This window comes from Mucilaginibacter rubeus (genome assembly GCF_003286415.2).
Lineage (GTDB): Bacteria > Bacteroidota > Bacteroidia > Sphingobacteriales > Sphingobacteriaceae > Mucilaginibacter > Mucilaginibacter rubeus_A.
Genome location: NZ_CP043450.1, coordinates 4,742,872 through 4,762,154, shown reverse-complemented (window position 1 = coordinate 4,762,154; position 19,283 = coordinate 4,742,872). Strand labels below are relative to the sequence as shown.

The window sequence follows — 19,283 nt, the reverse complement described above, 5'->3', positions numbered from 1 at the left end:
TTGTAGATTTTGGACAAAAATAATAATGTTTTAATTTAATTTGGGGTAGTCACAACTTTTAAGCCAATTTCAAGGCCCTTTGCAATTGTGAATGTTAAGGCAGCCTCGCGGTTGTTGGGGATTTCGCCTTCCAGTATGGCTTCACGGATCTGATTTTTGATTATGCCAACCTCGCGCCCTTCTTTTATACCAAATATGGTCATGATATCGTTACCGGTAACTGGTGGCTGCCAGTTGCGGATGCTGTCGCGCTCTTCAACATCTTTTAGTTTTTGTTGAACAAGCTCAAAATTGTTACGATATTTTTTTACCTTATATTCATTTTTGGTGGTGATGTCTGCTTTACACAACAGCATGAGCCCTTCAATGTCGTCTCCTGCCTCAAAAAGCAAACGCCGTACAGCCGAATCGGTAACTATTGATTGTGAGAGCACTATGGGCCTCAAATGCAATTGTACCAATTTTTGAACCTGCTTCATTTTTTCATTAAGCGGCAGTTTAAGCTGAGCGAAGATCTTGGGCACCATGCGCGCGCCGCGGTCTTCATGGCCGTGAAAGGTCCAGCCGTGGCCCGGTTCAAAACGTTTGGTGGCCGGTTTGGCTATATCATGTAAAATAGCTGCCCAGCGTAGCCAAAGGTCGTCGGTAGTTTCGCAAATGTTATCAAGTACTTGCAGGGTATGGTAAAAGTTATCCTTATGGCCTTTACCATCTACATAATCAACGCCGTAAAGCGCTGTCATTTGCGGGAATATCTTGTGCAGCAGCCCGGTATCAAACAGATAATTAAAACCGATGGATGGCACCGGCGATAGAATGATCTTGTTCAGTTCATCGGTAATGCGCTCCTGCGATATAATGCTGATCCTGTCGGCAGTGTTTTTAATAGCTTCAACGGCAATATCGTCAATCCTGAAATTAAGCTGCGTGGCAAACCTGATGGCCCGCATCATGCGCAACGGATCGTCAGAAAAAGTTTCATTGGGGTTAAGCGGTGTGCGGATCAATTTGTTTTCCAGATCGACAATACCATTGAAGGGATCAAGCAATTCGCCATAGGTGTCTGGGTGAAGCGAGATAGCCAGTGCGTTGATGGTAAAATCCCGGCGTTTCTGGTCGTCTTCTAAAGTGCCGTTCTCCACAATAGGCTTGCGCGAATCACGGCGATACGATTCCTTACGGGCGCCTACAAATTCGACCTCAAGGTCGCGGTATTTGAGTGATGCGGTACCGAAGTTTTTATAAACCGCCAGTTTAACTTTAAGCGTGCTGGCAACTACTTCGGCAAATGCGATGCCGTTACCGATAACAACAATGTCAATATCTTTTGATGGGCGGTTCAGGAAGATATCGCGTACAAAACCACCTATAGCATAAGCCTGTACATTTTGTTCGCCCGCCAAACGGGATATTACAGAAAATACGGGATGCCTGAGGTGTTGCTGCATAGTTGGATGCTTAAAAACGCTAATAAGGGTACAAAGGTAAGATTAATTGGTAACTATGCTTTGTAAAGTCAAAAGTCTTAAGTTAAAAGTGTTAAGAATTGGCCTTTTAAGTTAAAAATGGAGTTGCAACCGGAGTCGCAAACTCCGGGCATAATTATCGGAAGTTAAAACTTCTGACAGTGGTCTGATAGTAACGGCAGGGGTTAACAGGGTTAACACTATTGGGATTATTAACATTTAAATAATTTATTATCAATTATTTAAATGTTAATAGGGGTTACGCGAAAGATTTTATAAAAATGTTTCTGTTAAAAGATATTTTCAAAAATGCCTTTTAACTAATCACTAATCTCCAACCTCTAATCTCCCGTTAACGGCGCAAAAACTCAAACCGGCCATCGGGTGCCAGTTTCATAATAGTTGATGGCGTTTTGATTTCTTTACTATGTTGCTCCAAATCAACAACGTAATCAACACCATCAATAATTTCCTGGTCTATCTGTGAAAAATACTGTGGCGAAGGTTTCCCGCTGATATTGGCCGATGTTGACACCAATGGTTTGCGTAAACGCTGAATCAGTTGTTGGCAAAACGGAGTATCTTTTACAACCCTGATTCCTACGCTGCCATCTGTAGCGATTAAAGCCGGTGAAATATTTTTAGCGCCAGGCATTACCAGTGTTAACGGGTTTTCGGCATACTCAATCAACTCAAAGGCCAGCGGATTTACTTCGCTGATATAACTTTCCAGCTTGTTTTCGGTATCCAGCAAAATGATCATGCTTTTAGCCTCATCACGCTGTTTAAGTCGATAAATTTTTTGAATGGCCTCGGTATTGGTGGCATCACAGCCTATACCCCAAATGGTATCGGTAGGGTAAAGGATAATGCCGCCTTCCTGTACTACTTTTAAAGCTTTGGCTACTTCGTCTTTAATCATGGCTCAAAATATTTTGATAAAGCCGCATTAACTGCCGGCTTAGTTTATCTTCAGTAAAATTGGTTGCGTAAGCGCAACCTTTAGTTATCATGTTTTGCCGCAATAAATCATTGGCAAGTACGCTGTTTATTTTTTCGGCCAGACCGGCATCATCATCCGGGCTAACGTACAAGCTATCTGGGCCGCCGGCTTCTTTAAGGCATGAGCCCGTTGTAGCTATAGCCGGGACGCCTGAGTTGAGTGCCTCTAATATCGGGATGCCGAAACCTTCGTACCTGGAAGGGTAAACAAATACCGATGCCAGCTGATAAACAGCAGGTAATTCTGCAAAAGTAACGTCTTTTAAAAATATTACCCTTTGGTTTAAATTGCTGGCTGTTAAATAAGCTTTAACCTGTTGGGTATATTGGGTTTCTTTACCAACAACAACCAAAGGTATATCATCGACTACGTTTTTTAAAGCTTTGACAATTAACAATAGATTTTTGCGCTCTTCGATAGTACCTACACTCAATATATAGCTATCAGGCAAATTGTATTTTTCTTTTACGGTCAATTTTTGCTCAGCTGTCTGTTCAATTGCAAAAGCAGGGTCGCATCCCTGGTAAATAACTTCGATTTTTTGGGGATCGATGCCGAGCAGTTCAATTACATCATCTTTTGTTTTTTGACTTATGGCGATGATCTTATCCGCAACCAGGCAGGCGTGTTTTACCTTGGCCAGGTAAATACGGTAATTAACCGGGCCAAATTGTTTAGGGTAACGCATGAAGATAAGATCATGTATGGTAACAACCGACCTGATGTTTGTTTGCCCAATACCTGAAGGAAGCTCATGACTTAACCCGTGGTATAATTCAATACCATCGCGCTTAAGATCTTTAATAATGCCTTTACTGCGCCACCATGAAGTAAACCATTTGCTTTGTGGCGTAACGATTTGAATGTTGGGATAACTGCCAATGAAATTAAGCCGGGAATTGGCTTTTGCTTTTGGCGTATATAGGTATAAAATGTTTGACAGATTGAGCGATGCGATGCCTTTTAATAGCCAGCGGCTGTAATTACCTAAGCCGGTATTATTATAAAAAGCCCGTTTAGCATCGTATCCTATCTTCATGTTTTAGATATGGGATGTGAGATATGAGACGTGAGATAATCAGTAATGTCTCTCTGGTAGGTATATCAGATGTGAGTTGAGCTTATTGTTTATTCAAAATCTCATATCTCATATCTCACATCTGATATCTCATATCTATATTAAACCGCTACGTTATTTTCACGCAGGGCGTCATTCAACGACGTTTTTTTATCGGTTGACTCCTTACGCGTACCGATGATCAGGGCACAAGGCACCTGGTATTCACCAGCAGCAAATTTTTTGGTGTATGATCCCGGAATTACTACCGAGCGGGCAGGTACACGGCCTTTATACTCAATAGGAGTGCTGTGGGTAACATCAATAATTTTGGTTGATGCTGTTAATACCACGTTTGCACCTAATACTGCTTCGTGTTCAACATGTACGCCTTCAACAACAATGGCGCGTGAACCTAAAAAGCAGTTATCTTCAATAATAACAGGAGCAGCTTGTAATGGCTCTAAAACACCACCAATACCAACACCACCACTTAAGTGGACATGTTTGCCAATCTGCGCACATGAACCAACAGTAGCCCAGGTATCAACCATGGTACCTTCATCAACATAAGCGCCGATGTTTACATACGATGGCATCATGATAACACCTTTAGCCAGGTGAGCTCCGTAACGGGCAATACCGTGAGGTACCACACGGACACCGGTTTGTTTGTAATCGGTTTTGAGTTTCATTTTGTCATGAAAAACAAAAGGACCGGTTTTAATTTCTTCCATCTGCCTGGTTGGGAAATACAGAACAACCGCCTTTTTAATCCACTCATTTACATGCCAGCGTGAGCCAATTGGTTCGGCCACACGGATTTCGCCTTTATCCAACCGGTCTATAACGGTTTCGATGGCGTTGGTATATTCATTGTAGTTAAGCAGGTTCCTGTCCTCCCAGGCCTCTTCAATCAGTTTTTTGAGATCTTGCATTGGTGAAATTAAACTTTTGGCAAATTAAAGGATTTTTAAGGAAATATGTTTGATTTTAAAAGATTGAATGTATGATGAATGAAACGCATTGGGGTTAAAAGATTCAGCGCTATGGCCACATTAATCATTAATACTTAAACCGGATCGCAACGCATTGAAACTCGATTTTGATGTTATATGAGCGATATTTTGAGAAAACTGTGGGTATATTTGACTGATTGCGTATAATAATTTGATTGTCAGTGTATTGGTTTACACATAGGTATACAAAATCCGGACAATCAGTTAACAGCATATAAAAAAACGTTAAGTAAGCCTTAATTTTATATAAACGAAAACCAACGTTTAAACTAATTAGGTGTCAAAAGCCTTCCGGACAGCGAGTGTCGGGGAGGCTTACTTGTTTTAGCGACATAGTATTTTCGGGGAGATAAGTTATAAAACCGGTAAACATTGATGCGTTATTTAGCGTATAAGAGTTTTCTTTAAATAGTAAGAAATTACTTTATTGAATTTTACCTTTTAATTTATCACTATTAATCCCCCACTCCCCCAACGTATGAGCCATCTTGCGTCATTTGCTGTTATTTTGCTTGGATTTGCATTGCTGCTTATTTTAGGTGTTTTGTTTTTTGGTACGCTTAAAAGTATCAAAAAACGCTATTACCCCACCTGGAAATTTCCTGATTATATAAGCGTTGGTTATGCCGAATATCTTTATCGTAAATTCATAAAAAGAGACCTGCCTAAATAAGTTATTGAATTTATTAGCTATTAAGGCTTGCTTACTACGGCGAGCTATGGCGAAGCCATGCAAAATTTTTAGATTTGAGGCTTAATCCTGCGAGGAGTAACAGTTACCAGTTGGCCGGCAGGTTTATTAAGGAAAGGGACTGATAAAATGGGCGAAAAAGAGAAGCTAAGAATAGATAAATACTTGTGGGCCATTCGTGTTTTTAAAACCCGTACGCTGGCCTCTGATGCCTGCAAAGCCGGGCGCATAAAATTGGATGGTAAAAACATCAAACCATCATACGAGGTGAAAATTGGTGATGTTTATCACGTTGCCAAAGGTATTGAACGTAAAGTGGTAAAGGTAACCGGCCTGCTCGAGAACCGGGTTGATGCCAAAACCGCTGTGAATTTTTATGAAGATATAACCCCGGTTGAGCAAACTCAGGCATTTAAATCCATGTTCCATGCTCCGGTACTGAAACGCGACCGCGGCACCGGCCGCCCTACCAAGCTTGAAAGGCGTGAGATTGATGACTTGAAAGATAACTTTTTTGAAGAGCAGGAAGAAGAGAACCAGGATTAAGCGGATTTTCGGGATTAATGGATTTTGATTTGCAAATGTGACCGTTAAATTGGATATAACGCTGAGCAATTCAAAATTCTGCCCATCTGATAAATCCTTCTAATCCCGGTTCAGACAAGATGTTCTCGCCAAATCCTGGTTAATAATGTTCCTTATGCTCGGTAGTTTCCCAAAGCTTAAAGGCGGTTTGTGCTTCCTCCCTGAGTATTTGTACAAAAGGTACCCTGCGTTTTTCCATAGTGCAGCCCAGTTCGTCATAAATAAAATGATCGTCGAAGCCTATGGCAGCGGCATCCGCTTTTGTATTGGCGTAGTAAATTTTATCAATGCGGGCCCAGTAAATAGCGCCCAGGCACATAGGGCAAGGTTCGCAGCTGGTATAAATTTCACAGCCGGCTAAATTATAGGTCCCCAACTCCTGGCAAGCCAGGCGAATCACCGAAACTTCGGCATGCGCGGTAGGATCATTAGTGGGTACAACACGGTTGGCGCTGCGGGCTATAATCATACCATCTTTAACTATAACAGCCCCAAAAGGGCCGCCTATGCCGCGCTTTACATTGTCTTCGGCCAGCTCAATGGCTATGCGCATAAATTTTTCGTGTGCCGTGTTTTCCATATTGTCCTAAATTAAAAAACCTCAACCGAAGTTGAGGTTCTAATTTGAAAATGTGACAATTTGATAATTTGAAGATGATATTAATTTTTAATAGCATATCATCAAAATTTTCAAATGTTTTATTTTTTGTCTTTAGCGTAAGCGTCGTTCAGGCGTTTAGCAACATCAAGCGTGACGTCTAAAGAAGGATCGCCATATAATACAGTTGGGTTAGCTTTTGAAAAAGTTAATACCATTTTATAGCCTTTTTCTTTAGCATAAGCTTTTACAAAATCGGCGATTTTGTCATACAACTTAGCATTCTCAGCAGCTTGTTCGTTTTGAAACTCAGCACCGGCATTTTGTGAGTAGGTTTGCAGTTCCTGTTGTTTACGCTGTAACTGCTGTTCTGTAGCCTGACGCTGATCGGCAGGCATGGTAGCCTGGTTTTTTTGGTACTCAGCAACCTGGCGTTGAAAAGCCTGGCCGCGGTTTTGCAAATCAGTTTGTGAAGCTTTGCCTTTATCTTCCAAACGTTTTGAAAGATCTTTAAAGTAATCGTATTTGTTCAGTAAAGAATCTGAATTTACAAAAACGATAGTTTCTTTATCGGGTGTTGCTGTAGTTGAAGCAGCAGCCGGTTTATCGGCAGTTTTATTTTGGCTACAAGCGGCAATGCTGCCTGCAATGGCTAATCCTAAGGTGAGTTTGGTTAAAACTGAAGCACTGGTTTTCATTCTGTTAATCTGAAAAATATTATAAAATTTTGACAAAGATAATCTTTCATAGCAAGTATCCTAATCAGATGTGCAGATAATATGCCAAGGCAATGGGATTGGCTATTGGCGCAATTAATTGCGGATTTCATAAAAATAAGAATCCTCTAAACCTTTTAAAGTATTCTCCGTAATAGGGTGTAATTTAATAATAGTTTATTTTATTTCTTTAAATGATTTAAAAAGTAAATTAAAATTAAACATTTTTCAAGTGTTTTTTTAAAAGCTCTCCTAAGCCGCGCAATTGATCTCCTGAATAATTAAAACTATTTTAAGTATGAAGAAGCTGTTTTTATTGCCGCTTTTGGTATTTGTACTGGGTAAAAGTTCAAAGGCTCAGAATGCCGACTGGCGCGATCAGGTTACCAATCAGAAGTCCCTGCACTTTAATGTGGGCACACAAGGGGTAGGAGCCGAGTTTGCATATGGCGTTTTGCCCAAAATGTCGTTACGGTTAGGGGCTAATATTATCCCGGTATCGGCCGATAACGTTTTCAGTGTTTCGGGGTTTAACTCCAACTCGAGGATGTCGGCCAATTTCTCAAATATCCATTTACTTGCCGATTTTATTCCGTTTAAAAGCGCTCCCGGTTTCAGGCTGGTAGGCGGTGCGGGCTATTTTATTAATGCGAAGGGTAAAATAGCTGTACAACCTAAAGACAATTATACATACGGCGATATCGTATTGAATAATGAGGAGGTTGGTAATCTTAACATGAATGTTAACTGGAGAGGCTTTGCACCATACGCCGGTATTGGTTTATTAAAGCCTTTTTCAAATCGCACGTTTAACGTTAACCTCGATTTAGGTACTTACTTTTTGAAACAACCCGACGCAAATATCACAGCCTCAGGTATTCTTTCGGGCAATACCAGTCAATCGGCGCAGTTGCAGCAGAATTTAAAAGGGTACAGGTTTTTACCTGTTGTTCAACTAAACTTCAATTTTAGGATACAATAAAAACTATGATGAAAAATATAAAGAAATTGCTTTTTGTATTATTGCTGCTACCGGTGGCCTGTAAAAAGCCAACGGAAGATCTTAAAATAGTAGTAGATACTGACATAATAAAATATACCGCGCTTATCCATGTCACCGATGCCTCAAACCCCGAAGTGGTGCTCAAAAGCGGCACTTTAAGCGTAAGCGGTGATAATGCCGACGATATTTATGAAATATCGGGTAATAAGCAGTTAAACATTAGTAATGGTGTAATTACCATTGGTCCTGGGCCTGCGGCTGTACCTGTAGCGGGCAAGCCTGAAACTTATTCGGTCCAGGTAAAAGTACCGGGTTACAACACCGCTACTAAATCGATAACTTTTACGGCCGATCAAAAGCAGCAGGTAATAAATGTTGCCTTGTCTAAAACAGGTTCGGTTAACAGTATTCCCGTTACGCAGAAACCGCTGCCGGTTTATGATGCGGTTAGTTTAAACTTTACCGGCACCTGCTCCTCAAGGCCCGACCTGGTAATACGCCCGAGTATGTATGTGTTTTTCAGGGAAACAGGCTCCGGCGCGGCTTATCAATATCTTGGATATATGGAAAGTGGTAATATGACTGTTACTGCATTGGAGAAAGGGAAGACCTATGATTTTCAGGTTACTTACGATGGCCAGAATTACGGTACTACCCAACAAATCAACAATGAAAGCGAAAGCCTGACTATAAATATGGGATCGGCTATTTGTAATAATTTTTAAGTGAGGAGCGATAGGTGTTTATCCGCTACCGGTCGTAAAATTGGTAGCGGTTTTTTTGTTTCTGAACCAGGATTAAACGGATTTATCTAATTTATGGATTTTATATTGCAACTCCAGCAATGGTCAAAATCCCCCCAAATCTATCTTCAGCTATGAACCATGATATTCATCACGAATCTATTCCACAACGGTACTTTTATCCACAAATAATCGTTAATCCGGGGTATTTTTTGTAATTTTGAAGATTGTTTCATTAAATAAATATGAGCGAAGAAATTCAGGATAAATCCAATTATTCAGCAGATAACATACAGGTTTTAGAGGGTTTAGAGGCGGTGCGCAAGCGTCCGTCGATGTACATTGGTGATACAGGCGTTAAAGGTTTGCACCACCTTGTATATGAAGTAGTTGATAACTCTATCGACGAAGCTCTTGCCGGTTATTGCGATGATATAAAAGTTACTATACATGTTGGCAATTCCATAACCGTATCTGATAACGGTCGTGGTATTCCTACGGGTATTAATACAAAAGAAGGTAAATCGGCGCTTGAAATTGTAATGACTGTTTTGCACGCCGGTGGTAAATTTGACAAGGATACCTACAAAGTATCGGGTGGTTTGCACGGTGTGGGTGTAAGTTGCGTTAACGCGCTATCTACGCATGTTGCTACTGTTGTTCACCGTGAGGGCAAGATCTTTACCCAGGAATATGAGCGCGGTAAGCCAATGTTTGATGTTAAGGAGATTGGTGTATCTGATAAAACAGGTACTATCCAAACCTTTCAGCCGGATCCGGAAATTTTTACCACTACTACCGAGTATAAATACGATACACTGGCCGGCCGTTTGCGTGAGCTTTCGTTCCTGAACAAAGGTATCCGCCTGAGCTTAACTGATGAGCGCGAAACCCTGGAAGACGGAACTTTCCGTTCGGAAGAGTTTTATTCACAAGGTGGTTTACGTGAGTTTGTTAAATTTTTGGACGGTACCCGTGCGCCCATCATTCCTGAACCTATTTATGTGGATGGTAATAAAGGCGGTATCCCGGTTGAGCTTGCTTTACAATATAACGATACCTACAGTGAGAACGTTTTCTCATACGTAAATAACATCAACACCATTGAAGGTGGTACCCACGTAGCGGGTTTTCGCCGCGGTTTAACCCGTACTTTGAAAGCATATGCTGACAAGGAAGGTTTGCTGAAAAACGTAAAAGTTGAGATCAGTGGTGATGACTTCCGTGAAGGTTTAACGGCGGTAGTATCGGTAAAAGTTGCCGAGCCTCAGTTTGAAGGCCAAACCAAAACCAAATTGGGCAACAACGAGGTAATGGGGGCTGTTGACGTAGCCGTAGGCGAAATTTTAGGTAACTACCTTGAGGAAAACCCTAAAGAAGCGCGCCTTATTGTAAATAAAGTGATCCTTGCTGCTACTGCCCGTGCCGCCGCCCGTAAAGCGCGCGAAATGGTACAGCGCAAAAGCGTGATGACAGGCTCAGGTTTACCGGGTAAACTGTCGGATTGTGCCAATAGCGATCCAACCCTTTGCGAGTTATTCCTTGTCGAAGGTGACTCGGCGGGTGGTACCGCCAAACAGGGCCGTAACCGCGAGTACCAGGCTATTTTACCATTACGTGGTAAAATCCTGAACGTGGAGAAAGCCATGGAGCACAAGATTTATGAAAACGAGGAGATCAAGAACATGTTTACCGGTTTGGGCGTTAGCCGCGGTACACCTGAAGATGATAAAGCCCTTAACATGACCAAACTCCGTTACCACAAGATCATCATCATGACGGATGCCGACGTGGACGGTTCGCACATTACTACACTGATCCTTACTTTCTTCTTCCGTTATATGAAGGAGCTGGTTGAGGCCGGTTATGTATATATTGCTTCGCCGCCGCTTTACCAGGTTAAAAAAGGTAAGGAACATGAATACTGCTGGAATGATGTACAGCGTGATGCCGCTATTCAGCGTCTTAAAGGTTCTGGTAAGGAAGATAGTGTACACGTACAGCGCTACAAAGGTTTGGGTGAGATGAATGATATCCAGCTTTGGGATACTACCATGAACCCTGAAACCCGTACCCTGAAACGTGCTACCATTGAAAACGCCGCCGAGTGCGACCATACCTTCAGCATGCTGATGGGCGATGAGGTTGCTCCTCGCCGCGAGTTCATTGAGCGCAACGCCAAGTACGCTAAGATAGATTCGTAAGTTACGCCCTCCGGCCCTAACGGGGGAGGAATAGTCTGATAAAATTTAAAACGCCCGATTTCTTTTGAGAACCGGGCGTTTTTGTAAAAAAAACCGCCGCAGGTTTTTAACCTGTGGTGCTTTATGGTTTAAGCTTTCAGCTTAAATTTAACTAACTATTTTAAGCTTTGGCTTTTGAAATGCACGGGTTTTTAGCGTCAACGTTTTCCGCCCATAGTCAATAACCGCTTTGTATTTCATTAAAATATCGCCGCCCAAAACGCCTAATACCCGTGGATGACCCATCTGTTCATAAGCCATATTGATAGTAGAAAGGTCAAGCACTGCGGCTTCAAGTTCGGCGATGGGCAGTTCGCCAATGTACATGTCACTTACCGTTGCGGTGAACGATTCCATTGTATTAGTACCAAGGCCGGTTGAGAGTTTCTCGGTGGCTAATATGTTCATGGTTTCGTTAGCTTCTGTTAACGATGTTTGATCAAAAGCGGTTTTAGATGCGCCTGTATCCAGCACCATGGTAAAGGCTTTGCCAAACAAGGTGACTTCAATCAGCGGATGAAAACCATCGCCATGCAGATCGATGATTTCTAAAGGAACAGATATAATCATGGTAGGTGTGAAAATTACGAATTACAAATGTGCAGATTAAAGCAGTGGATTCAAACAGAAAAGCCCCGGTTTGCTGACCGGGGCTTTTCTGTTTGAATGTTATGTTAAGTTAGAACGGATACCCGATAGCGAGGTTAAATACGCTGCGGTTAAAGTTAAAATCCCAACGTGGTTCATTGGCACGTACATATGGTGTACGTAAGGGGATACCCAGATCGGTACGTAACACCAGTACCGTTAAATCAAACCTTAAACCAAAACCACAGTCGACAGCGAAATCATTATAAAATTTATTGCTGAACACTGCTCCGGGTTGTTGGCTATTTGAGTGCAGCAACCAAATGTTACCTGCATCAACAAATAATGCACCCCGTACAATACTGAACAGTTTAGGCCTGTATTCAACGTTAGCTTCTATTTTGATATCGCCCGATTCATCTGCCAGGAAACCACCGGTACCTACACCGGTTTGCGGATCAAATGAACCTGGTCCTATAGCCCTTGCCCTAAAACCACGTAAGCTGTTTGGTCCGCCTATGAAAAACTGCTGACTGTATGGTAACTGTGTGGAGTTGCCATAAGGTAAACCAACGCCTACTATAAATCTTGTAGCTATAGTACTGTTTGGTCCGGTTTTATGAAAATACCTGATTTCGTTTTCCAGCTTTACAAACTGGTTAAATATAGCTCCGAAAAGTTTTTTGGGCTTGCCGCCCGCGCTATCGGCTCCGGTTACTAAGCCATATATATTGTTGGAGAGGGTGATCTTTCCATTGTAATAAAATGTGTTGGTACGATAATCCTCATTGGTATTGGTAAAGGTGTAGCTGTAGCTTGGGCCTAATATAAATTGCTTGTCGATAACGTGTTTTAAAGCAGGATTGACCGGGCCATTAGCCGGATTAATACTTGCCTTATATTCATCAGATACGCTTAGCGGATTTACGAACTGAAAGTTGATGAGGTTAAGCTCGTGCGAACGGTGTTCAGTCTCGCGCCATTGGTAACCAAATGATAGGTTATAGGAATTTAAGTTGTACAGCTTTTGACGGTTTACAATGGAGTAGCCCAGGCTTAAGTTTGTATGCGGAATATAGGCATCAGCCGCTTTAGGATATATCGGCCCTATAAAGCGGGGCCAGGAAAGTGTGGTTTGAATACCTGCCTGGTACACATTATAACCGGAGTTTTGTCCGCCCGCTTGTACGTCGGTACTTCCAAAAAGCGTTATTTTTAAAGATTCTGCTCCTTTAAAGGCATTACGGTTAAGCCAGTTAAGGTTTACCTGCGTACCGGTAAAGTTGGCCGATGTTGTGCGACCCAGCACATCAAGCGAGAGTGATTTCTTTTTGTATTGAGTTAAAAAGTAGTAAACATCCAGTTTTGATGAATCGGCAGATACATCCTCAAACCTGTTTTTTACAAATTTGTAAGGGCCGAGGTTAATGAAGCGGTTAAGTGAGTTGTTATGCGCGGTACGGTTATAAACCTGACCAGGACGCATCAACACTGTATTGGCAAAAGTATAGGTATGCACCGTATTGCGGCGCTCAACAATATTATACCATTTATAAAAAACGGCTTTATCCTTCATCAGCGAAGTATCCCTTAATGAGTAGCTTGGATAAACGTAAATGTTGTTGATGGTATAAATATTTTGCGCGCGCCCAGGGGTCTCATTTTTTACAGCCACAAATATATCAACCTGGTGCCCGGCTATGGTACTATCCACGTGCATGATCAAGTCTTCGGGCGAGAAGTAGTAAAAGCCTTCTTCCTTCAACCTTGCGTCAATGCGCAGGCGCTCTGTTTTGATCACATCAAGATTGTATTTATCACCAACCTTTAACAGTGTTTTTGCCGATGTTCCTGTAACTGCGGTATCGATAGTTCTGTTACCCGGCGGGAATACTACCTTCCTGATTTTGTAGCCCGGTCCGGTTACTGCCGTATAAACCGCCTTGGCAACTTTTGATGTCGGTTTTTTGCTTACTGTATCTCCGCTTACCTGTGCCTGGAAATAGCTTTCATTTTGCAGCCTGTTTTGGAGGATCTTGCTGTTTTGATCGAGGTTTACAGAAGTGATAAGCACAGGAGGTTCTCCTTTTTTATTAAGCCAGTGGGCAAGGCCTTTAGTTTTATTGGTTTTAGTTTTAAAGTACAGCCATAATTTAAAACGCATTCCTAATATGGTACTATTGGGTACAGGTCGTAATAAAGCGCCAAGTTCTTCGCTAAGGGCGTTCTTTTCGCTCTTTTTCAAAACCGAATCTTTGATCACTACCTCGCCGCCTGTGTATAACTTTTGGCCCGGCGCCAAAAACTTAGTGGTACTGCAGGCACTCAGTAAAACACATGATGAAAGCAATATATATTTTAAATGTTTGGTCATGGGCTTAGTTTGAAGTAGTTTGCGGTTTGTTGTCCTGTTGCTGCTGCATATTCTTTTGCTCCATCGCTTTATCCGCCTCGTCCTGTTTTTCTTTTTTCTCTTTTTGTTCCTGCTGATACTGGCGGCGTAACCTGCGTTCTTCAGGAGTACGTTTGCGGAAGATCTCCCTGAAACGGTTATAATCAACAGTTAGGGTAAAGCCTACGCCGGTTTCAATGATCTGGCCTTGTATCACTATAAATTCGTCGCGGCGGTAGGCGCGCAGGGTGTAGCGGCCATCCTTACTTAGTTTATAGGCTATAGATACGTCGCCGGCTATGTTTGATGCTTTTTGTCCTGGCTGGTTACCTTCCAGGTTAAAGTTATTGCCCACGCTAACCGTCAAACGGTCGCTCAGGAAACGCTTGGACAATCCCACGTTCAGATCCGTACGATTAGTCGCCGTTCCCGACGAATAATCTTCACCAGAGCTCAAACCGAAATTAAGGTCAACTCCCGAGATCAGGCTACCTGCCAAACGGTTCAACTGATCGGACAGCAAGCTGCTCACACTATTACGGATAGTACCTTCTATAGATGTGCCTGCTCCCTGGCTTTGCAGCGGGTTATCGCCAATAAAGTGGCCCAATACTAAAACGCCCAATACTTGCTTGTTAAGCTCATTAGGATCCTGCCGTATCTGGGTGAGGCGTGTATTAACGGTGTTCACTACATCCGATGATACTGAGTATGTGCTATCGGGCAATACGATATCAAAACTGATGTTTGGAGTAAGCAGCTGATCTTTCAGGTTCAGATTAACATTAAAAGGCAGTTTTTGCTTATACATCGTACTGTTTTGCGCATCCGAAAGCTGGTTGGCTACCAGGTCTATCGGCGGTACATTGGCAACATAAATGGCGGTAAGGTCGATATTGGCACTGGTTGGGTCGCCCGTCCAAACTATGGTACTGCCTTGTTTAAAATTAAAAGTACGTTTAACAGTAGCATAAGCCAGGTTGTACGATCCTGAGTTAACCACATAGGTACCGGTAAGGTTGATCTTGCCGCTCGGGTCGATACCGCCGTTTAGGTTGGCTTCGCCTTTCAGGTGAACGATATCGCCGTTACGTTCATCTACCACAATGGTAAACGCGGCGTTTTTATTTACGGTGATGGTAGCCGATACATCGAGGCCTGTAACATCCGATTTTTTGAGCGAATCCAGCTGCCTTGCCAGCAGGATGGAATCCATTTTTGGCGCGTCCTTGTCAATAAAGTCAACCACGCCCTTACGGTCTTCCACCGCCGGGTCATTGGTTGGCAGCACAAAGGTCATATCGGTTTTATCGTTCACGGTGAGGTTGGCGTCAACAACCGGTTTAGCCATATTACCGCGGATTTTGATGCGGGTATCCACATAAAGCTTACCATAGTAAAGTTTATTATCAGCTTCGGTAGAGTTGGTCACCCTGAAGTTATCGGCATTGATATCCATACCAAAGGCAAAGTCGGTGTAGGTTTTGGTGTAGATGCTGCCGCTAACCACAGCCTTATTGCCGGTTGAATCAACCAGCGTGAAATCATTAAAGCGGATGCCCTCGTTATTGAACGTAATGCTTTCCTGCGGCATCCGGAAGTAGGAGTTGAGCATGGAAACATTGAAGCCTACTTTGTTGAAGTTAATATCACCCCGTACAGATGGCGCCGTGGTGGTTCCCGATATTTTGAGTGCCCCGGTAATATTACCCGTTGCATTGCGCAAACTGCCAAAGCTGAAACCTTCGATACTCTTCATACTCAGGTTTACGATATTCAGGTCGAGGTCAAAGCGGCTCTCGGGCGATGTATAGTAAGTGCCGTTCAGGTCAACCTGGTTGCCTTTACCGGTGATGCTCATTTGGGCGGCGTAGGCATTTTCGGTTTGGTTATTTACCTTGAGGGCTATGTTGCCTACCGTATCTCCTTTAAAGTTAAAATCGTTAACGTTGATGGCTGCAGTAAATACCGGCGAGGCCTGGAAATTACTAACTGTCGCGTCGCCATTAATGGTACCGCCTACCTGTAATGAATCCTGTTTGGCCATTTTGGTAAGCGCCTCGATATGGAAGTTGTTGAATTTGATATTCAGCGGACTGTTAAACTCCTGTGTGCTGCTATTAACGCTAAGGATTTGGTTGTTGTTGCTAATAGTGAAGTTATGCGCCAGGACCCCTTTTGGCCCATATTGTAAAAAGTTATCATCACTAACCGCCCATGGCAGGTAATCAAGCAACAGACCATCTTTATTAAAGCTAAACTGGTACTCATTAGGCAATAAGCTAAAGGTACCCGCGATCCTGAAACGCTCCTTCTTGGCCGCATCGCGGATTTGAACGCTTAAACCCGCTTTGTTGTCCTGTGCCGAACCGGAGATACTGGTGTACAACAGATCGACGGAGGAACCAACTTTGACTTCATCAACAGAGAAATTATAGTTAAGCGCATTGTTATTGGTATTGATATTAAGCGATGCCTTATTAACAGTGTTGGTGCCGTAAACCACTTTGGGTATCGAGCCTTTAACAATCAGCTCGCCAGTTTGGCTATTGAAACTGCCGTTCAGCAAAACCGGATCAAGCTGTTTTAGGTCGGGAGCAAACTGGTTGAGCAGCGGGGTTTTAACCAGGCGGGCTTCAAACTTAAATTGCTGCGCATCATATTTTACCACTGGGGCAGGTTTGGTTTTAACGGTTTTACCGCCCTTGGTTTTTACAGCAACCTGCTGACCGCCGGCAATTGCGGTGTTGAAATATTTATTGATCACATCCTGCAGGGCCGGGGCTATTTGGGTAAGTTTATACTTACCGGCCATATGGGCAGACATGATAGGAGTTTTCAAGCGCAATGTGCTGCTGTCGGCACTGGCTGTCGAGATGAGGCTGATGGTATCCATCTGGATCCGCTGGCCTTTGTTTACTACCAGCAGGTCGGTTGCCTGAATATTGGCATTCAGGTAGTCCGGATCGGCGGTTGGTACATCGGCCACAACTTTGCCATGAAAACGCATATCATCCTTTACAAAATTCAGGTTTTTAAGGTTGATGCTATCCACATTCAAAGTAGCCTTAACTGCCGGGTATTTTTTATTGAGATTGGCTTTAGCATCCAGGCTAAAGTTGATGTTAGGATCTTTCATAGTGGCAACGGCGGTATAAGCGCCATTGCTTGATGTACCTTTCATGGCCAGGTTTTGATAAGTGTAACCCTTAACATACGCTTTGGCTACATTACCGTTGAAGGCTATGCTGGCCTTTTTAGGGTCGAGGCTTCGTCCTTTCAAATTAGCGTTCATGGTAATGCGGCCAACCATTTGCGGCTGTTTGGTAAGCGCGCCAACATTTAGTTCGTTAACTTTAATATTGGCGGTGTAAGTTGCCGCGTTTTTGTTTTGCCCATTCTTTAAAGCAGCTACCAAATCAATCGCGCCATAGCTTGAGCGCAGGCCCATTTTAGTATTAAAGGTGTACATGCTTCCTTTAAAGTTACCTTTAAGGTTCATTTTTTCGGGAATGCTTACGTTTGATGGAATGCTTCCGGCAGGGGCAAGTTTATCTATATCGCTGCGGCTGGTACTGAAATCGGCGATGTTAACATCAAAGGTAGCCTTGTTAACATCGGGAAGGCCTTTCATTTTGGCCGAAGCTTTAATATGGGTACTGTTTAAGCCGGTAACTTCCAGGTTAGGGATATCAAGATTATCAACCTGGCCGTTTACCCGGCCGTTAATTTTGAATACTGTACCCGGCGATGATTTAAACGGCTCCATACTCGCCATGGTTGGCATCAGCAATAAAACATCTTTCAATCCTAAACGACTGCCATCTAAATTGGCATTGATACCCAGCGCGCCAATGTTTTTGGTGATTGCATCAATAGATGGGTAACGCACCTGAACTGATTTTTGCAGGGTGGTATTCGGCGTTTCCAGTAGCAGGTCATTCATGTAGGCTGTAGTTGGCCCGTACAGAAATGCTGTATGGAATTTGTTGATCTTTAAACCGCTTTTTTCGGTAAAGGTAAACGTGTTGATCTTGCCAGAAATGGTATCAGGGCTGTAAGAGATATTTTCGGCTTCGGCATTCAGGTTGCGGATATCCATGTGGCCAAAATCAAGGCCTTTGGGTATAGCTTTTTGCGCTTCATTATCAAACTTAATATCATCATTAGTGAAAGTGACCTTACCAATGGTAGCCCGCCATGCCGATTTGGTAGGAGAGGATACCAGTGTATCCAGTTTTTTAACGGTTTTAACAACCTCTTTAACTACGGTTTTGGGCTTGGCTAAACTGAGCCCTGCTTTGGTATCACTTAGTTCGATGTTTTTGATGCCTACCTTTTGGTTTTTCAGGTCGATCTTGTCCATTTCCACCAGAAACTTGCTTAAATCTACCTTAGCGCCCATCTCGGCACTTTGATAATCAACCTTGATCTTGGAGATGTCGATCACCCCTAAATTCAGATCCATATTAAGTGGAGTAGTTGCGGTGTCAGGTGCTGGGATTGCTTTGGTTGGTGTTTGGATGATCCTGGCGTTAACATCACTCAACGTGATTTTGGGTATGGTAAACTTCATTTTATCCATATCAAAATCCTTAACCCGGGTATCAAAGTGGCCCAGCAAAAACTTAACATCGTTGCCGGTAATGGCGTCCTTATATTTTACGTTGATCTTATCGAGGATGATCTTATCAACAGAAAACTTCATAGTTGATGTGGTATCCGTAGGCTTAACCTCTTTCTTTTGTTCGCCAACAAAAGCTTTCATAATATAGTCGAAGTTGAACACGCTGTCGGCACCGCGGTTTACGTTGGCTGTAATGCCTTGCAGGTTTATTTCATTTACCTCAACCTGGCTGTGCAACAGCTTGAGCATACTGATATCAACCTTTAGTTTTTCGCCGGCAATGAGGGTGTCTTTCTTTTGGTCTTCAAAATACACATCCTCCAAAACCAACAGCTTGGGCAAACCAAGGCTTATATGACCAATCTTAACCTTGGTATGTATTTTATTCTGTAAAAAAGTTACTGCTTTATCCTTTGCGAAGTTTTGAACAGCAGGTACCTGTATTAAAATTACTACAAGGATAACCAGCAGAACTACACTAACCAGTATCCAAAGTATCGTTTTAAGGGTTATTCGTAGTATTTTTTTCAATTGTATATGTATTTCAAAGGT

The 19,283-nt window shown here is 42.7% G+C and carries 14 protein-coding genes; 5 read left to right on the top strand and 9 right to left on the bottom strand.

Going from position 1 to position 19,283, the window contains the following annotated elements; translation table 11 throughout:
* Nucleotides 1-35: 35 nt before the first annotated feature.
* The 4 genes from DEO27_RS18705 to DEO27_RS18690 form a co-directional block, all read right to left on the bottom strand.
* Nucleotides 36-1,448: a CCA tRNA nucleotidyltransferase gene (locus tag DEO27_RS18705; protein WP_112572598.1), complete on the bottom strand. Its 1,413-nt coding sequence runs from the start codon at nucleotides 1,446-1,448 to the stop codon at nucleotides 36-38.
* Nucleotides 1,449-1,818: 370 nt separating this feature from the next.
* Entirely contained in the window at nucleotides 1,819-2,388 is a 570-nt protein-coding gene (locus DEO27_RS18700; protein ID WP_112572596.1) for an L-threonylcarbamoyladenylate synthase, read from the bottom strand.
* Complete coding sequence (locus tag DEO27_RS18695) at nucleotides 2,381-3,508, bottom strand: glycosyltransferase family 4 protein (protein WP_112572594.1); 1,128 nt, start codon at nucleotides 3,506-3,508, stop codon at nucleotides 2,381-2,383. Before DEO27_RS18695 ends, DEO27_RS18700 begins: the two co-directional genes overlap by 8 nt.
* 140 nt (nucleotides 3,509-3,648) lie before the next feature.
* Nucleotides 3,649-4,464: a 2,3,4,5-tetrahydropyridine-2,6-dicarboxylate N-succinyltransferase gene (locus tag DEO27_RS18690; RefSeq protein WP_112572592.1), complete on the bottom strand. Its 816-nt coding sequence runs from the start codon at nucleotides 4,462-4,464 to the stop codon at nucleotides 3,649-3,651.
* Between the two features lie 559 nt (nucleotides 4,465-5,023).
* Between DEO27_RS18690 and DEO27_RS18685 the strand changes: the two genes are divergently transcribed.
* Both DEO27_RS18685 and DEO27_RS18680 read left to right on the top strand, forming a co-directional pair.
* On the top strand, nucleotides 5,024-5,218 hold the full coding sequence (locus DEO27_RS18685) for a hypothetical protein (protein WP_112572590.1): 195 nt from the start codon (nucleotides 5,024-5,026) through the stop codon (nucleotides 5,216-5,218).
* A gap of 147 nt (nucleotides 5,219-5,365) precedes the next feature.
* Nucleotides 5,366-5,782: an RNA-binding S4 domain-containing protein gene (locus tag DEO27_RS18680; RefSeq protein WP_112572588.1), complete on the top strand. Its 417-nt coding sequence runs from the start codon at nucleotides 5,366-5,368 to the stop codon at nucleotides 5,780-5,782.
* A gap of 139 nt (nucleotides 5,783-5,921) precedes the next feature.
* Here DEO27_RS18680 and DEO27_RS18675 read toward each other — a convergent pair whose 3' ends face one another.
* Together DEO27_RS18675 and DEO27_RS18670 are read right to left on the bottom strand one after the other, a co-directional pair.
* A complete protein-coding gene (locus DEO27_RS18675; RefSeq protein ID WP_112572586.1) occupies nucleotides 5,922-6,401 on the bottom strand; it encodes a nucleoside deaminase in 480 nt (159 codons plus the stop codon).
* 119 nt (nucleotides 6,402-6,520) lie between these two features.
* Nucleotides 6,521-7,117 (bottom strand): OmpH family outer membrane protein, encoded by a 597-nt coding sequence (locus DEO27_RS18670; RefSeq protein WP_112572584.1) that lies wholly within the window; start codon nucleotides 7,115-7,117, stop codon nucleotides 6,521-6,523.
* A 316-nt stretch (nucleotides 7,118-7,433) separates the two neighbouring features.
* On the opposite strand from DEO27_RS18670, the gene DEO27_RS18665 reads away from it, so the two are divergent.
* The 3 genes from DEO27_RS18665 to gyrB all read left to right on the top strand — a co-directional run bounded on the left by DEO27_RS18665 (nucleotide 7,434) and on the right by gyrB (nucleotide 11,085).
* On the top strand, nucleotides 7,434-8,117 hold the full coding sequence (locus DEO27_RS18665) for a hypothetical protein (RefSeq protein ID WP_223817992.1): 684 nt from the start codon (nucleotides 7,434-7,436) through the stop codon (nucleotides 8,115-8,117).
* Between the two features lie 5 nt (nucleotides 8,118-8,122).
* Nucleotides 8,123-8,863, top strand: coding sequence for a PEGA domain-containing protein (locus DEO27_RS18660; protein WP_112572582.1), 741 nt, complete (start codon nucleotides 8,123-8,125; stop codon nucleotides 8,861-8,863).
* Between the two features lie 263 nt (nucleotides 8,864-9,126).
* The gene (gene gyrB / locus DEO27_RS18655; RefSeq protein WP_112572580.1) at nucleotides 9,127-11,085 is read left to right on the top strand and encodes a DNA topoisomerase (ATP-hydrolyzing) subunit B; all 1,959 of its coding nucleotides are present in this window, start codon (nucleotides 9,127-9,129) and stop codon (nucleotides 11,083-11,085) included.
* A gap of 147 nt (nucleotides 11,086-11,232) precedes the next feature.
* Here the strand turns inward: gyrB and DEO27_RS18650 are convergent, their stop codons facing one another.
* The 3 genes from DEO27_RS18650 to DEO27_RS18640 all read right to left on the bottom strand — a co-directional run bounded on the left by DEO27_RS18650 (nucleotide 11,233) and on the right by DEO27_RS18640 (nucleotide 19,262).
* A complete protein-coding gene (locus DEO27_RS18650; RefSeq protein ID WP_223817991.1) occupies nucleotides 11,233-11,694 on the bottom strand; it encodes an aspartyl protease family protein in 462 nt (153 codons plus the stop codon).
* 109 nt (nucleotides 11,695-11,803) lie between these two features.
* The gene (locus DEO27_RS18645; RefSeq protein ID WP_112566997.1) at nucleotides 11,804-14,086 is read right to left on the bottom strand and encodes a BamA/TamA family outer membrane protein; all 2,283 of its coding nucleotides are present in this window, start codon (nucleotides 14,084-14,086) and stop codon (nucleotides 11,804-11,806) included.
* 4 nt (nucleotides 14,087-14,090) lie between these two features.
* Nucleotides 14,091-19,262, bottom strand: a complete 5,172-nt coding sequence (locus tag DEO27_RS18640) for a translocation/assembly module TamB domain-containing protein (RefSeq protein ID WP_112568095.1) — start codon at nucleotides 19,260-19,262, stop codon at nucleotides 14,091-14,093.
* Nucleotides 19,263-19,283: the final 21 nt, after the last annotated feature.

Coding starts and splice junctions, on each gene's coding strand:
- DEO27_RS18670 (WP_112572584.1), bottom strand. CDS start 7,117: ATGAAAACCAGTGCTTCAGTTTTAACCAAACTCACCTTAGGATTAGCC.
- DEO27_RS18660 (WP_112572582.1), top strand. CDS start 8,123: ATGATGAAAAATATAAAGAAATTGCTTTTTGTATTATTGCTGCTACCG.
- DEO27_RS18695 (WP_112572594.1), bottom strand. CDS start 3,508: ATGAAGATAGGATACGATGCTAAACGGGCTTTTTATAATAATACCGGC.
- DEO27_RS18700 (WP_112572596.1), bottom strand. CDS start 2,388: ATGATTAAAGACGAAGTAGCCAAAGCTTTAAAAGTAGTACAGGAAGGC.
- DEO27_RS18705 (WP_112572598.1), bottom strand. CDS start 1,448: ATGCAGCAACACCTCAGGCATCCCGTATTTTCTGTAATATCCCGTTTG.
- DEO27_RS18680 (WP_112572588.1), top strand. CDS start 5,366: ATGGGCGAAAAAGAGAAGCTAAGAATAGATAAATACTTGTGGGCCATT.
- DEO27_RS18685 (WP_112572590.1), top strand. CDS start 5,024: ATGAGCCATCTTGCGTCATTTGCTGTTATTTTGCTTGGATTTGCATTG.
- gyrB (WP_112572580.1), top strand. CDS start 9,127: ATGAGCGAAGAAATTCAGGATAAATCCAATTATTCAGCAGATAACATA.
- DEO27_RS18650 (WP_223817991.1), bottom strand. CDS start 11,694: ATGATTATATCTGTTCCTTTAGAAATCATCGATCTGCATGGCGATGGT.
- DEO27_RS18675 (WP_112572586.1), bottom strand. CDS start 6,401: ATGGAAAACACGGCACACGAAAAATTTATGCGCATAGCCATTGAGCTG.
- DEO27_RS18665 (WP_223817992.1), top strand. CDS start 7,434: ATGAAGAAGCTGTTTTTATTGCCGCTTTTGGTATTTGTACTGGGTAAA.
- DEO27_RS18645 (WP_112566997.1), bottom strand. CDS start 14,086: ATGACCAAACATTTAAAATATATATTGCTTTCATCATGTGTTTTACTG.
- DEO27_RS18690 (WP_112572592.1), bottom strand. CDS start 4,464: ATGCAAGATCTCAAAAAACTGATTGAAGAGGCCTGGGAGGACAGGAAC.